The following is a 13,676-nucleotide window of genomic DNA, read 5'->3' as shown; positions in this document are numbered from 1 at the left end:
CACTCGCTTCCCTCCGAGGAGGGGTGCCGTTCGACTTGCATGTGTTAGGCGCGCCGCCAGCGTTCATCCTGAGCCAGGATCGAACTCTCCGTCCAAAATAAATGGGCTTCGAGCCCGTCCGGTCCTCACAACTATTAGCTGATCGGTTCCGTTCGATTCATATGGTTCTAGTATAGGAAAAGGAATTTCTCGGGGCCGCCTCTCGGCGGCCTTGCGAAAAACAAATCCAAGTTAGACCATTTCAAATGGTTCGATGTCTGCCCGGATGCGACACAACTGGTGTGTCCATCCTCGCAGTATCCGGTTCTCAAGGTGCACGCCTGCGCTGGTTCCCGGTTGCACCGGGCCGCGCGGCAAGGAGATATATTGCCAGACCGCGAAGCTCTGTGGGACGTCAATTCCGCTCTTCACAAGTCCTACACAACATATTGCTTTCTATAGGTAATAGAAAGACTGGTGCGGATCTTCCGCACGTATCAGATGATGACCCTTTGGTTCAGGAATATATAGAGATCGGTCACCTGTAAGTGTTTATCTACCCGCGCTTTTAGCAATGTAAACCGCGCTTCAGATAAAAAGAGGGAGCGCCGCGCACAACGCGACACTCCCCTAGCGATTCAAGAGAATCTATTAGGCCTCGAGAGCCTTCTTGGCGATGGTAGCCAGCTCGTTGAAGGACTCGATGTCCTCGTAAGCCATCTGAGCCAGGACCTTGCGGTCGAGCTCGATGCCGGCAACCTTCAGGCCGTGCATGAACTGAGAGTAAGAGATGTCGTTCAGGCGAGCAGCAGCGTTGATACGAGTGATCCAAAGAGAACGGATCTCGCGCTTCTTGTTGCGGCGATCACGATACTGATACTGCAGGGAGTGCTGGACCTGCTCTTTAGCATGCTTGTAAGTACGCGAAGCGGCACCGTAGTAACCCTTCGCACGGTGCATAACGGTACGGCGCTTCTTCTTGGCGGCAACAGCGCGCTTAATACGTGCCATGTTCTATCAACTCCTAGACGGTAAAACGAAAAACGGGAACGCGAACTTAGGCGAGACGCGACTTGATGACCTTGCGGTCGGCAGCGGCAATCTCGGTCTCCTGACGGAAGCCACGCTTACGCTTGGTGGACTTCTTGCTCAGGATGTGGCTCTTGAAAGCCTTGGCGCGCATAAGCTTGCCGGTACCAGTCTTGCGGAAACGCTTCTTGGTGCCGCTGTGGGACTTCATCTTAGGCATGAAATACTCCTTAATCGGTTACAGAACACTAGTTACTTGGTATCGCTTGCCGCTTTATCCTCATCGAAGGCGCCCTTAATCGGGGCGAGCAGCATAAGCATGTTACGGCCTTCCATCTTAGGCTTGGACTCGACCGTAGCGTAAGGCTTGAGATCCTCGGCGAGACGCTCGAGAACGTTAAGGCCCTGCTCCGGGTGAGCCATCTCACGGCCGCGGAACATGATGGTGATCTTAACGCGTGCGCCCTTCTTGAGGAAACGCAGAACGTGGCCCTTCTTGGTCTCGTAGTCGCCAACGTCGATCTTGGGTCGGAACTTCATTTCCTTGACCTCGACCTTGGACTGGTTCTTACGAGCAGCCTTGGCCTTCATGGCCTGCTGGTACTTGAACTTACCGTAGTCCATGACCTTGCAGACCGGCGGCTCCGCGTTGGGAGCGATCTCGACCAGGTCGAGACCCTGATCGTCGGCGACGCGCTGGGCATCGCGGATGGCGAACAGGCCGAGCTGAGAGCCATCGACGCCAATCAAACGGCACGAAGATGCAGTGATCTCGTCGTTGATGCGGGTGTCATCAGACTTAGCTATTTTCCCTACCTCCATTCATAAAAAAATAACCCGGCGCTTCTCAGCAACCAGGTCGTACACATAGACTTCCTCGATTTGAGGAAGGTAATCTAAGTTGTATGACCAGTCAGCTGCTCATTGGCGCCAAAAGGTGGGAACCCTCGGGTTCCTCTTTAGGGCATTGCGGGAACAACGCCCTGCGAATAATAACACGTACAGCGCGTTATCACATTACGTACACGAAAAAGGGGCCTTGACCCCCTTGAACGCTCACTTGCATGTATGGTGCCCGAGGCGAGACTCGAAGGGCCTTCGCTTCGCGAAGCCCCGGGCTTCGGGCGCGTGGCGCCCTCGCCACGCTCCGCTACAAACAGGCCACAGGCCTGTTTGCTTAACGCTTCGCGCGCTCACGCGAGTTCGGCACGAAAAAGGGGGCCGCAACCCCCTTGAACGCTCACTTGCATGTATGGTGCCCGAGGCGAGACTCGAACTCGCACGTTGTTGCCAACGGTGGATTTTGAGTCCACTGCGTCTGCCAATTCCGCCACTCGGGCACGTAATGCGTGAGTTAGTTTATCACAGCTTGCTATCGATTAGTCCGAAAATGGAACTTCGAGCATTTCGATGAGTTCGACTGAACGGAGCATCTCGCGCTGGCGGCATCCGCGACCGTCGACCGAGGCCTCGCCCATCTGATTGTCGTAGGGGTCCTCGCGCATGCCGTCGAAAGCCGGCTCAAACTCGGCCTGGAATCGATTGTTTGCCACCATGCGCCACGGGTCGAGGTTGCCAAAGTAGTGACGGCGGCGCCACTCCTCCCCCATTCTGCGTGCCGAGGAGCCAAACGATACGTCGGCGTTAAGCCAACCGGTCTGCGGCGTATAGAACTCCGCCCAGTCGTGCGGCCCCACCGAATCGGGCGCAACATACAGGCCACTCTGCCAACGGGCAGGCACGCCGGCGATGCGACACATGGTGATAAACGTGAGCGCCATAACACCGCAATCGCCGCGGAGCGAATGCGCGCAGTCATCGGCAATAGAGCCCAAAAGCAGGTACGGCGGCTGGTAGCGATAGTCGATATGCTGCGTCAGGTAATCATAGATGGCACGGGCGCGATCGAGCGGATCCTCGAGCCTGTCAATGACACGGGCCGTCAGCTGCTGCAGATACGGTGTGAATGCAATGTGCGGACGGTCCTCGGAAATATCCTCGGGCAGAGGCGCGTCCATACGCGGATGAACCGGAAGTGTGCCACCGTAGACATCACAATAAGCAGCATCGATGTGATAACGATAGGTCACCGAGAATGAGCGTTCACTCGAAGAAGACCACGAGGCGGTACGTGGCGAAGCGTTCGCGGGAGCAACAGCACCCTCCGGCGTCATGTCGAGAATCTCGACCCGAGACTGCTGGTGGCAGGTGGCGGCAACGGGAAGCCAAGCGCGAACGGTCTCCCCCTCTAGAGCGCCGGGGACAGACAAGGACGCCTGAAGCGTAATAACGCGAGTCAATCCGTTTTGCGACTCCATCTCCTTGAGCATCTCGTTGCGCAGTGCTATTCCGTCCGTAGAATCGGGACGCATGCCGGGGGCCTCTTTGGGATATACGCGAAGCGAATCGAGGAAGTTATCGAGAACGAACAGCTCGCCATCGATAAAGCGCCAGTCAATACGCTTACGGTCAATCAGATCGTCAAACTGCTCCTCGGTAAACTCAGGCCACTCCTCGCGAATCATCGCAATAGCTCGATCGCGCGACACCGAAAAATGAAGCGGCGTCTCGATCATGCGATACCGCTCGGCGCGAACGCAGGCAGCGAGCGAGGGATCGGGATCTTGGGCAAGTAGGCGGTCGCAAGCCTCAATAGCCTGCGAAAGATACCCCGCGTCCTTTAAACGCAGAATCTCGGGTGGCAAGCCAACATCTAGAAAACGGAAGTCATCATTGCAAACATCAACAGAGCAACCAACAGGACCCTCGTCAATAACCTTCCCATCCGAAGGCAGTACATTAATAACAGCCATACCAAACTCCAAGTCATTAGAACTCTTGAAGCCCATTGTAGCGAGATAAAAAAGAAAGCCCCAACAAGGGAGCCATCAACACCGCCGAGCGGTAGTCAAAAAATGAATTCAGCCCAGTAACCCTGTAGCGAGTTAACGAAGGAGGCCCCGTTCACCCGAAGCTTTTCCCATTGCGCGACTTCTGGCAAAGCCAGGTGAGCGCAAGGGAAAAGCGTAGGGTGAACGGGGCCTCCGACGGGAAAGTTAAACCGCTACTTACGCCTTGTTGACGGAGCCAAACTCCTCCATGAGCTCCTTGGTGCGGGCAACGATGTTGTCGCGACCAGGCTTGAGGAGCTTGCGGGGGTCAAAGCCCTTGCCCTGCTGATCCTTGCCAGCCTCGATGTACTCGCGAACGCCCTTGGCGAAGACGAGCTGCAGGTCGGTGTTGACGTTGATCTTGGAGATACCCAGGGAGATGGCCTTCTTGATCTGATCCTCGGGGATGCCGGTGCCACCGTGCAGAACGAGGGGCAGGTCGCCGGTCTCGGCCTTGATCTCGCCCAGACGCTCGAAGGAAAGGCCAGCCCAGTCGGCGGGATACACGCCGTGGATGTTGCCGATGCCGCAGGCGAGGAAGTCGACGCCCAGGTCGGCAATCTGCTTGCACTCAGCGGGGTCAGCGAGCTCGCCGTTGGAAGTCACGCCGTCCTCGGTGCCGCCGATGCCGCCAACCTCGGCCTCGATGGACATGCCCTTGGAGTGGGCAAGCTCAACGAGCTCCTTGGTGCGGTCGAGGTTAAGCTGGAAGGTCTCCTCGTGAGAGCCGTCATACATGATGGACGTGAAGCCGGCCTCGATGCACTTGAAGCAGTCCTCGTAAGAACCGTGATCGAGGTGAAGGGCGACGGGAACGGTAACGCCCGTGGCCTCGACGGCAGCCTTGACCATGTCGGCGCAGACCTTGAAACCGCCCATCCACTTAGCGGCACCGGCGGTGCACTGAAGGATCAGCGGAGACTTGGCCTCCTCGGCGGCCTGGAGAATAGCCAGGGTCCACTCGAGGTTGTTGGTGTTGAAGGCACCGAGAGCGTACTTGCCGGCCTCGGCCTTCTTGAGCATGTCTGCTGCGTTGACGAGCATAAAAGAAACCTCCTGTAAGGTTGCTCCGATAACGCCTGAGATTTTACCACGACATACCCGAGCATAAACGTTCGTTTGTTCACGAATACCATCCGATTGGACAAATTTTGACCGTTTGCCCCACAGAATCTACCCACTGGGGAAAATAGCTTGACGATTGAGCGGTCTTCGTGGTTCGAAAGACGGCTTCGAGCCTACATCTGCATAAACGGATTCTGCATAAGTTCGCGCGCCATCGTGGTCGAATCGCCATGGCCCGTCAAGCAAACGGTATCGGGCGGAAGCGTCTTGGCAAGTTTGGAGAGCGAGCGCATAATCGCCGCCTCGTCACCGCCGGAAAGATCGGTACGGCCGTGGCTGCCCGGGAAAAGCGTGTCGCCCACAAAGGCGATGTTCCCCTGCTCGGTCGCGGCGAACAGGACGATGCCGCCCGGCGTATGCCCCGGCGTCTCGATCACCTGCAGGCAGACGTCGCCCACCTCGATTGTATCGCCCTCGGCAAGCAAACGCGTCGGCTCACCCGGATCGGGCGTCTCGATGCCCCACATGGCGCGCTGCTCCTCGATATTTGCGCGAGGTACCGTCACGTCCTTAGCGCACAACTCATATAGTGCGCCGTCGCCAACAACAGCTCGAACCCCGGCGACCCCGCCAACATGGTCGGCATGGCCGTGCGTGCAGACAGAGCCGAGTACGCGCACCTCGGGATGCGCGGTGCGGATATACTCCACAAGACGCTCGCCCTCCCACGCCGGATCGACGATTAAGCACTCGTCATTCGAAATCACGGCGTAACTGTTGGTCTGAATCGGGCCGTTGACGAGTGTCTCAATCGAAGCCGCACCTCGGGGTGTCAGGTCCAAAGTCATATCGCCCATGCGCATACCCTCCTTCTAAAATACGTTCGAGGCACCAAACGATGCCTCGAACGTAACCAATATCTATGATGCTGAGAGGCTCTCGCACCTACACACGGCGCTTGAGCTGAGCTCCGCCTTCGCCGGGCATAAGACGGCGAGCGTCGTAGACCGAATCGACACTGCTGATGGAAGCCAGCAGCGGATCCAGACCGCTCGCGTCCGAGATCTCGACCATAAAGCGCAGGGTTGCAATACCCTCGCGGTTGGTCGACGTGGCGGCAGAAAGGATATTACCGCCCGCATCGCCAATGGCAATGGTGACATCCTTGAGCAGGCCCATGCGGTCCAGGCACTCGACCACGATCTCGACCTGGAAGAGGGTGTCGGCAGCGCCGTCCCACTCCACATCGATCATGCGCTCGGGATGTTCCATAAGACCCTTGACGTTAGGGCAGTTGGCGCGATGCACCGAAACGCCGCGACCGCGCGTGATGAAGCCGACGATGTCGTCGCCCGTCACGGGGTTGCAGCAATGAGCCAGACGGACCAGCAGGCCGCTGTTGCTCTCGCCCTTGACGATAATGCCGTTACTGGCGCTCTTGCCGCGCTTTTGCGGCTTGCGGTTGGAGCCGCGAGCGGGCTGCTTCACGACCTCGGCGATAGCCTCGGCCTTGGTGAGCTGCTCCTCGGGCTTGGGGTCCAAGATTTGCTCGACCTTGTTGCCCACGGCACGCGGGGCGACCTTACCGGCACCGACGGCCGCAAACAGGTCCTCGAGCTGTTTAAAGTTCAGCTGCTCTGCCACGGCATTGAGCGCACGCGTCGAGCGCGGCGTGGAGATGCCGTACCCGCGCTTGCGCAGGTCCTTGGCCAGTATATCGCGACCGGCGGCAGCGTCGTCGTCCTTAGTCGCGGCGGCAAAGTAGCGACGGATCTTGGACTTGGCGGAAGGCGTTTTGACGATCTTGAGCCAGTCGCGCGACGGCTTGGAGCTCTTGTTGGTCAGAATCTCGACGCGGTCGCCCGTCTTGATCTCGTGCGTGAGCGGCGCCACGGCACCGTTGATCTTGGCGCCCACACAGTGGTTGCCGACCTCGGTGTGGACCGCGTAGGCAAAGTCGAGCGGGGTGGAGCCGGCACGAAGCGCCATGACCTCGCCCTTGGGCGTAAAGACGAAGATCTCCTGATCGAACAGGTCGACCTTCAGCGAATGCAGGTATTCCTTGGCGTCGGTGATCTCATCAGACGCAGCCCAATCGAGCGAATGTTTGAGCCAGTTAATCTGGTCGTCCAGACGCTGGGCATCATTGGTCTTAGACGCAGACGATCCGCCCGACTTCTTATAGAGCCAGTGGGCGGCAATGCCGTACTCGGCCTGCTCATGCATCTCGTAGGTTCGAATCTGAATCTCGAGCGGGCGGGCCGTGGGGCCGATTACCGTCGTATGGAGCGACTGGTAGTTATTGACCTTGGGCATGGCGATATAGTCTTTAAAGCGACCGGGCATGGGGTGCCACAGCGTATGCACCGCGCCGAGCGTGGAGTAGCAATCGCGTACCGAATGCGTGATGACGCGCAGTGCCACCAGGTCGTAGATCTCGGAGAATTCCTTGCCCTTGCGCTTCATCTTTTGGTAGATGGACCAATAGTGCTTGGAACGGCCGTTGATCTGGAAGTCTTCCAGGCCGATGCGGTTGAGCTCGTCGGTGAGCGTCTTGATGGTCTCGGCCAGATAGCGCTCGCGAACCTCGCGCGACTCAGCCACCATGCGTGCGATGCGCTGGTAGGCATCGGGCTCAAGGTAGAAGAAGGACAGGTCCTCGAGCTCCCACTTAATAGAGCTCATGCCCAGACGGTCGGCCAGGGGCGCATACACGTCCATGGTCTCGCGAGCCTTAAACAGGCGACGGTCCTCGCGAAGGGCCGCCAGCGTTCGCATGTTGTGCAGACGATCGGCAAGTTTAACGATGATGACGCGAATGTCCTTGGACATGGCGAGGAACATCTTGCGCAGCGTGAGCGCCTGCTTCTCGTCCATGCTGTCGACTTCGATGTTGGTGAGCTTGGTCACGCCATCGACGAGCTCGGCCACCGTATCGCCAAACAGGCCGGAAACATCGGCGAGCGAGGTCTCAGTATCCTCGACGGTATCGTGCAGCAGCGCGGCGCACACCACATCGCAGTCCATCTTGAGATCGGCCAAAATGATGGCAACCTCGACGGGATGGTTAATGTACATCTCGCCCGAGCGGCGCTTTTGGTTGCAGTGCTTCTCGGCGGCAAAGCAGTAGGCCTGCTCAACCTTAGAAAAGTCGTCCTCATTCATATATTTGAGGCACAGGCGCTCCAGTTTGTCGTAGCTGTCCGCCATAATCTCGGGCGGCAGCTCATCGGCATGCTTATAGTGCTCCATCTCCGAAAACGGCTGGAGGGTGGAATCATGGGCGGTACGGGCTGCGGCATCCATCGAGGTCCCCTTCCCCTAGGCCCGCGGTACGATCGGGCGGTTAACTTTGGCTAGCATATCAGAAGCGCACGAATCGAGCGCCCAGCTCCGGAAAGCCGAAAACTCCATGCGCGAGCGCAAGCCCTCCAAATAGCGAATTGACCTGCTCAATTGCACGCGGCCGGGGTTTTCGGCCATCGCAATGCGACGAGTGTCGTCAAACCCCGAAACGCGACAGAAACCAAGCTCTTCGAAGATTCCCAGGCCGCTTTCCACCGAGCGCTCGTCGACCGGCGTGCGAGCATCGATGGCAAGGCACATCTGCGCGATGTCGATATCGCTCGCGCTAAAGGAATCGTCCCCGGTCTTGCCGCGGTTGGAGCGCCACATGGTCTGCAGCGCGCGATAGAGCGTGACGAGCTCGTCGCGCTCGGGCGCATAGCAGTCGAGTAGGCGCTCGTTAATACGGGCGTCACGCGACGAATAGAGTAGATGGATCACGGCGGGTTGGCCATCGCGACCGGCGCGGCCGCTCATCTGGTTAAACTCAATGCCGCCAAACGGCATGTGATAGAGCACGACATGGCGAATATCGGGAAGGTTGACGCCCTCGCCAAAGGCGGATGTCGAGACGATGCAGCTGAGGCTGCCGTCTCGAAACGCCTCCTCTACGCGATGGCGGTCGGTGCGCGTAAGGCCAGCGTTATAGAACGCGATACGGGTCGCACAGTCGGGAACGCGTTTGCGTAGTGTCTTGGCGAGCGCCACGGACTGGTCACGCGAATTGACGTAAATGACGGTCTTCTCCCCCGTCGCCACGATCGACACCAAACGGTTCTCGCGGCTCGCAAGGTCGCGGTCGTCCTCGAGCTGCAGGTTCTCGCGCACCGTCTCGTCGACCACCGTGCGAGTGATTGGCAACATGCGGGCAAGCTCGGCCACGACCGGAGCCGTCGCGGTGGCCGTCGCAGCCATAACGACCGGGTCGCCCAGGGCTTTGAGGATATCGGGCATGTCAAGATAGGCGCTACGGTCGCCGCCCTTGGCAAGGCCGGCGTGGTGCGCCTCATCGATAACGACAAAGCCGATGCGGCCCGAACGCGCGAAACGGTCACGGTGGATAGACAGGAACTCGGGCGTCGTGAGCACGATACCGGTGCGGCCCGAAGCTAGGCCGGCGAACACGTCATCGCGTGCGGCTTCCACGGTCTCGCCGGTCAGCACGCCAACGCCAATGCCAAGCGCTGCCATCGTCGACGAGAGGTGATAGGCCTGGTCGGCAACGAGCGCACGCAGCGGATAGACAAAGATGCTCGCACGCCCGCGAAGGACCGCCTCGCGCGCGGCATGCACATGGAAGATGAGCGACTTGCCGCGCCCCGTTCCCATAACGGCCAGAACACTCTGGTGATCGGCCAGGGCATCGAGCGCCTCGACCTGCGCGCGGTGCGGCTGGTTCGAGCCGATAAAGCTATGGATAAGCGAGCGCGTCAGCTCGGTATAAGAAAGCTGGGCGAGCGTCTCGCGTTTACGCGACTCCAGGCGCAGGCCAGAATCCGCCGGTTGCACGCCGCGGCGAAGTTCACATGCCGGATCGTCGATATTGGACGCCGTGGTATCGCGCACCAAGACATCCTTGATCATGAGCTTGGGCTTCACACGCCCCTGCCAATGCTCGGCAACGGCCTCGAACACCAAGTCGACAGCGCTATCGCAGTTGATGAGCTTATCGATTTGCGGCACGCGGAACATAATGGCCGGCACGCTCGCGGCGCCATCGGTCGCCACAAAGCGCATGTGCTCGCCGGTTTTGCCCACCACGGCGCGATCGCACATCGTCACGCCCTCGGCGGCCAGCAACGGCACCTTGTTGCCCTGGCCAAACGGCTCAAGACGGGAAATCTGCTCTATAGTCTCAATATTCAGCTCGGAAAGGTCGACCGTGGCGGCAACCTCGTCGATGTCTTCAAAGTCCTCGGCGGGAATCTCCGATAGCACGGCGGAAAGGCGACGACGGAATTCATCGAGCTTGGATGCCTCGATGGTCACACCCACCGCACCGGCATGTCCGCCGCGACGAATCAGCAGGTCGGAACAGCGCTCGACGGCGTCAAACAGGTTAACTTTGCCCACCGAGCGACCAGAGCCGCGCGCGATACCGTCCTCGATCGAGAACAGCAGCGCCGGCACGTGATAGCGGTTGGTCAGACGGCTTGCCACGATGCCCTTGACACCCTCGTGCCAGCCCTCGCCACCCACGACAATCGCGCGTCCGCCGTCATAGGTCTCCTCGACCTTTGCCATGGCATCGCGCGTGAGCTCCGCCTCGATCTCACGGCGCTGGTGGTTGATTTCCTCGAGCTCAGCCGCCAGCGCGCTTGCTTCGATGGGATTGCGGGCAAGCAGCAGGTCGAGCGCCAGCTTGGGATCGGCCATGCGACCGGCAGCGTTTAAGCGGGGAATGAGCGAGAATGACAGGCCATCCGCCGTAATGCTCGAAAGGTCCGCCTTGGCGAGCGCGGCAAGTGCGATGTAGCCGGGACGGGCCGTCACGCGCATCTGCTGGATGCCCTCGGCGACCAGTGCGCGGTTCTCGGGCGTGAGCGGCATCATGTCGGACACGGTGCCCAGCGCCGCGACCTCGATTAGCGAACGCCAATACGACGGCTTGCCCAGGCGCTCACCCAGGACTTGCACCAGTTTGAGCGCCACACCAACACCGGCAAGCTCGCGCGAGGGGCCCTCGTCCTCGAGCTTGGGGTCGGTCAGGGGCACACCCTGCGGCACCTGGTCGGAGGGCTCGTGATGGTCCGTGACCACCAAATCGATCCCCAGGCTCTCCAGATAGGAAACCTCTTCCTTGGCGGCAATGCCGTTATCGACGGTCACGATCAGCTGGGGGCGAGCGAGCTCGTTAACGCGGTCGAGCGCCGCGCGCGAAAGACCGTAGCCCTCGTCAAAGCGATGCGGAATAAACGGCGTGACATCGGCGCCAAACGTGCGCAGAGCCTCGGTCAACAGGCAAGTCGACGTAATACCGTCAACGTCAAAATCGCCAAAGACTGCAATGTGCTCGTGGTTGCGAATAGCACGCTCGACGCGGTCGGCAACGACTGACATGCCCGGGATAATGAGTGGGTCGGCCCAGTCGCGATCGAGCGAAGGCGTCAAAAACAATTGGCCCTCTTTGATGGAGCCAATGCCGTGCGCGACCATAATGCGCGCCACCAGCCCGGGAATGCCCAGACCAGCCGAAAGCTCCTTTTCGAGCTCGGGGTTTTGCTGAGCGACCGCCCAGCGATGCGTCGTCTTAAGCGATGACATAGGCACCCACCCCTGATAGGGGCAGGTCGCCGCGATACCTCTCACGGTTCATAGCGATGAGTCCTCTGTGTATACCCGCTTCGGCAGGCAGATCTGTTGAACGGATTTATTATACCGTGCAGCGCGGACGCAAAACGCCGCGGTGCGCCGCGGTTTCGACAAACGATGGCGGTAATGGCCTCGAAATAATCGAGCGTTTCAGCCGCACGGACGCATACGAGCGTCTAGTATATCCATACAAACGAGTTCGCGGATAAAGGGAGTCACGGGACATATGAAGCAATGGGCTGGACTGGGAAAGTTCCTCGCGGGGCATATGCAGATCATCGTTCCGATTTGCGTGGCGCTCGGCGTGCTCTTTCCCCAGCAGATCGGCGTGCTCAAGCCCATTGTTCCCGCCCTCTTCGCCTTTATGACGTTTCAGGGTGCGCTCAGCAACACCTTTCACCAGGTAGCCGAGGTGTTCCACCGTCCGCTGCACCTGATTCTGGCGTTGCTGGTCTCGGCAGTGCTTATTCCCATCGCGGCGTATGCCATGGGGTCACTCTTCTTTGGCTCCAACCCCAACCTTGTCTGCGGCATCGTGCTCGAGTACAGCGTGCCCGTGGCCGTCACCGCTTTTATGTGGATCAGCATGTTCGGCGGCAACGGCCCGCTCGCGCTCACCATCATCCTGACGTCCTCGGTTATCTCCCCTGTGACGATTCCGCTCACGCTTAAGCTCCTGCTGGATGCCACCGTCTCGATCGATGTGCCGAGCATGATGCAAGACATGGCCTTTATGATCGCCATCCCCGCCGTGCTCGGCATCGTAATCAACGAGCTCACGCGTGGATGGGGACACGAGAAGCTCTCCCCCGCGCTCTCGCCCGCCTGCAAATTCATGATGATGGGCGTTATCGCCTCCAACTCCACCGCCATGAGCGAGTACGTGCTGCACATGAACGCGGTGCGCCTGGAAGTCGCCCTCTTTATTTTGACCTTCGCCATCAGCGGCTTTGTCGTCGGTTTTCTGGTCGCCCGTGCGCTCCATCTGCCATATAGCGAGACGACTACCGTGTGCTTTACCTGCGGCATGCGCAATATCTCTTCGGGCGCCGTCATCGCCACGCAGTATTTTCCCGGCGAGGTCGTGTTTCCCGTCATGTGCGGAACGCTGTTTCAGCAGGTGCTGGCCTCGATTATCGGGCATCTCTTTGAGCGCCTAACTGGCGAGGAGCGCGCTGCCCAACGCAAGCGCGTCGAGGCCGGCCGCAGCGTAATGGCGAAATAGCCAGCCACAGGCGCGAGGCCGAGCCCTTGGTTATGCAAGCGCCTCCAGGCGTGCGCGCAGGCGCTCAGCATCGATATCGAGCGTCGTCTCGGCATTGACCTGGGCCAAACGATAGCCCACAAAGTAGGGCGAAACCACCCAACGTGGAAGCGCCTTGGCAATGGTCCGACCGCCCAAGTGATAGAAAAACAAGTTGTACGACTCTGCGCGACCACCATGGTGCTCGTTCAGGATATAGCGCAGGGCCACCTGAATCGCATCGGCGAAGAGGTCCGTCTCGGCTTGGTCTCTCGTGTCATCGCTGGCGGCGATTCCCTGCGGAGCCGAGACGTTGACCTCGAAGAATCCCATGATTGGCTCGGTTGAGATGTCGACCGAGATTCTCCCCTGTTGCCAGACATTGATGCCTTCAAAGTTGGCTGAGGTCAACGCCGCATAGCCGTCCTCCTGTTCCAAGCCCACAATCTGCATGTGTGGATGGACGAGGCTGCCGCCCGAAAGCGGGCCTTTGTTCTTGTACATGAGCACACTGCGGTACTGTTGGGAATCGATCATCTGCTGCCAACAGCCCAGGGCAAACCGCATCACATGATGCAGCTCATCCGGTTCATAGGTCACCAGGTCGGCGTCGTGATTGGCCGACTCGATCAATACGGTCTGACGGGTGGCCCGCAAGGTCTTGAACTTATTCTCGAGCCAGATGCAGTCACCATCGCGCTGGATGATGTTGGCGAGCCCCTCCGTGTCGCAAAAGGGGCACGCGGTGCCAGGGCGACGGTTATCGTCGGGCTTGCCGTTCGCCTGCTGAACGTCAAATACCAGCGCCACGG

10 protein-coding genes, 1 tRNA gene and 1 rRNA gene are annotated in these 13,676 nt (G+C 59.4%); 1 reads left to right on the top strand and 11 read right to left on the bottom strand.

The annotated features are described in order from the left end of the window. The 10 genes from AAAX36_RS06065 to recJ all read right to left on the bottom strand — a co-directional run. Window positions 1-95 (bottom strand): 16S ribosomal RNA (locus AAAX36_RS06065); the annotation flags it as partial. A gap of 535 nt (window positions 96-630) precedes the next feature. Continuing rightward, window positions 631-990 (bottom strand): 50S ribosomal protein L20, encoded by a 360-nt coding sequence (gene rplT / locus AAAX36_RS06060; protein WP_006234421.1) that lies wholly within the window; start codon window positions 988-990, stop codon window positions 631-633. Between the two features lie 46 nt (window positions 991-1,036). After that, complete coding sequence (rpmI, locus tag AAAX36_RS06055; RefSeq protein WP_006234422.1) at window positions 1,037-1,228, bottom strand: 50S ribosomal protein L35; 192 nt, start codon at window positions 1,226-1,228, stop codon at window positions 1,037-1,039. Between the two features lie 32 nt (window positions 1,229-1,260). Then, window positions 1,261-1,830, bottom strand: coding sequence for a translation initiation factor IF-3 (gene infC / locus AAAX36_RS06050; RefSeq protein WP_006234423.1), 570 nt, complete (start codon window positions 1,828-1,830; stop codon window positions 1,261-1,263). 431 nt (window positions 1,831-2,261) lie between these two features. Further along, window positions 2,262-2,348 (bottom strand) — tRNA-Leu (locus AAAX36_RS06045). A gap of 39 nt (window positions 2,349-2,387) precedes the next feature. Next, on the bottom strand, window positions 2,388-3,821 hold the full coding sequence (locus AAAX36_RS06040) for a transglutaminase-like domain-containing protein (RefSeq protein ID WP_349074610.1): 1,434 nt from the start codon (window positions 3,819-3,821) through the stop codon (window positions 2,388-2,390). Between the two features lie 255 nt (window positions 3,822-4,076). Further along, on the bottom strand, window positions 4,077-4,943 hold the full coding sequence (gene fba, locus AAAX36_RS06035; RefSeq protein ID WP_117736934.1) for a class II fructose-1,6-bisphosphate aldolase: 867 nt from the start codon (window positions 4,941-4,943) through the stop codon (window positions 4,077-4,079). A 194-nt stretch (window positions 4,944-5,137) separates the two neighbouring features. After that, window positions 5,138-5,821, bottom strand: coding sequence for an MBL fold metallo-hydrolase (locus AAAX36_RS06030; protein ID WP_349074606.1), 684 nt, complete (start codon window positions 5,819-5,821; stop codon window positions 5,138-5,140). Between the two features lie 88 nt (window positions 5,822-5,909). Continuing rightward, a complete protein-coding gene (locus tag AAAX36_RS06025; protein ID WP_349074604.1) occupies window positions 5,910-8,270 on the bottom strand; it encodes a bifunctional (p)ppGpp synthetase/guanosine-3',5'-bis(diphosphate) 3'-pyrophosphohydrolase in 2,361 nt (786 codons plus the stop codon). A gap of 15 nt (window positions 8,271-8,285) precedes the next feature. Beyond that, window positions 8,286-11,573, bottom strand: a complete 3,288-nt coding sequence (gene recJ, locus AAAX36_RS06020; protein WP_349074602.1) for a single-stranded-DNA-specific exonuclease RecJ — start codon at window positions 11,571-11,573, stop codon at window positions 8,286-8,288. Window positions 11,574-11,847: 274 nt separating this feature from the next. Here recJ and AAAX36_RS06015 point away from each other — a divergent pair, with 274 nt between their 5' ends. Beyond that, the gene (locus tag AAAX36_RS06015; protein ID WP_349074601.1) at window positions 11,848-12,846 is read left to right on the top strand and encodes a bile acid:sodium symporter family protein; all 999 of its coding nucleotides are present in this window, start codon (window positions 11,848-11,850) and stop codon (window positions 12,844-12,846) included. Window positions 12,847-12,876: 30 nt separating this feature from the next. Here the strand turns inward: AAAX36_RS06015 and AAAX36_RS06010 are convergent, their stop codons facing one another. Next, window positions 12,877-13,674: a DUF4931 domain-containing protein gene (locus AAAX36_RS06010; protein ID WP_349074599.1), complete on the bottom strand. Its 798-nt coding sequence runs from the start codon at window positions 13,672-13,674 to the stop codon at window positions 12,877-12,879. Window positions 13,675-13,676 lie beyond the last annotated feature (2 nt).

The sequence above is a fragment of the Collinsella sp. CLA-ER-H10 genome (genome assembly GCF_040092475.1).
GTDB lineage: Bacteria > Actinomycetota > Coriobacteriia > Coriobacteriales > Coriobacteriaceae > Collinsella.
This window is presented reverse-complemented; position numbering and strand designations above follow the sequence as displayed.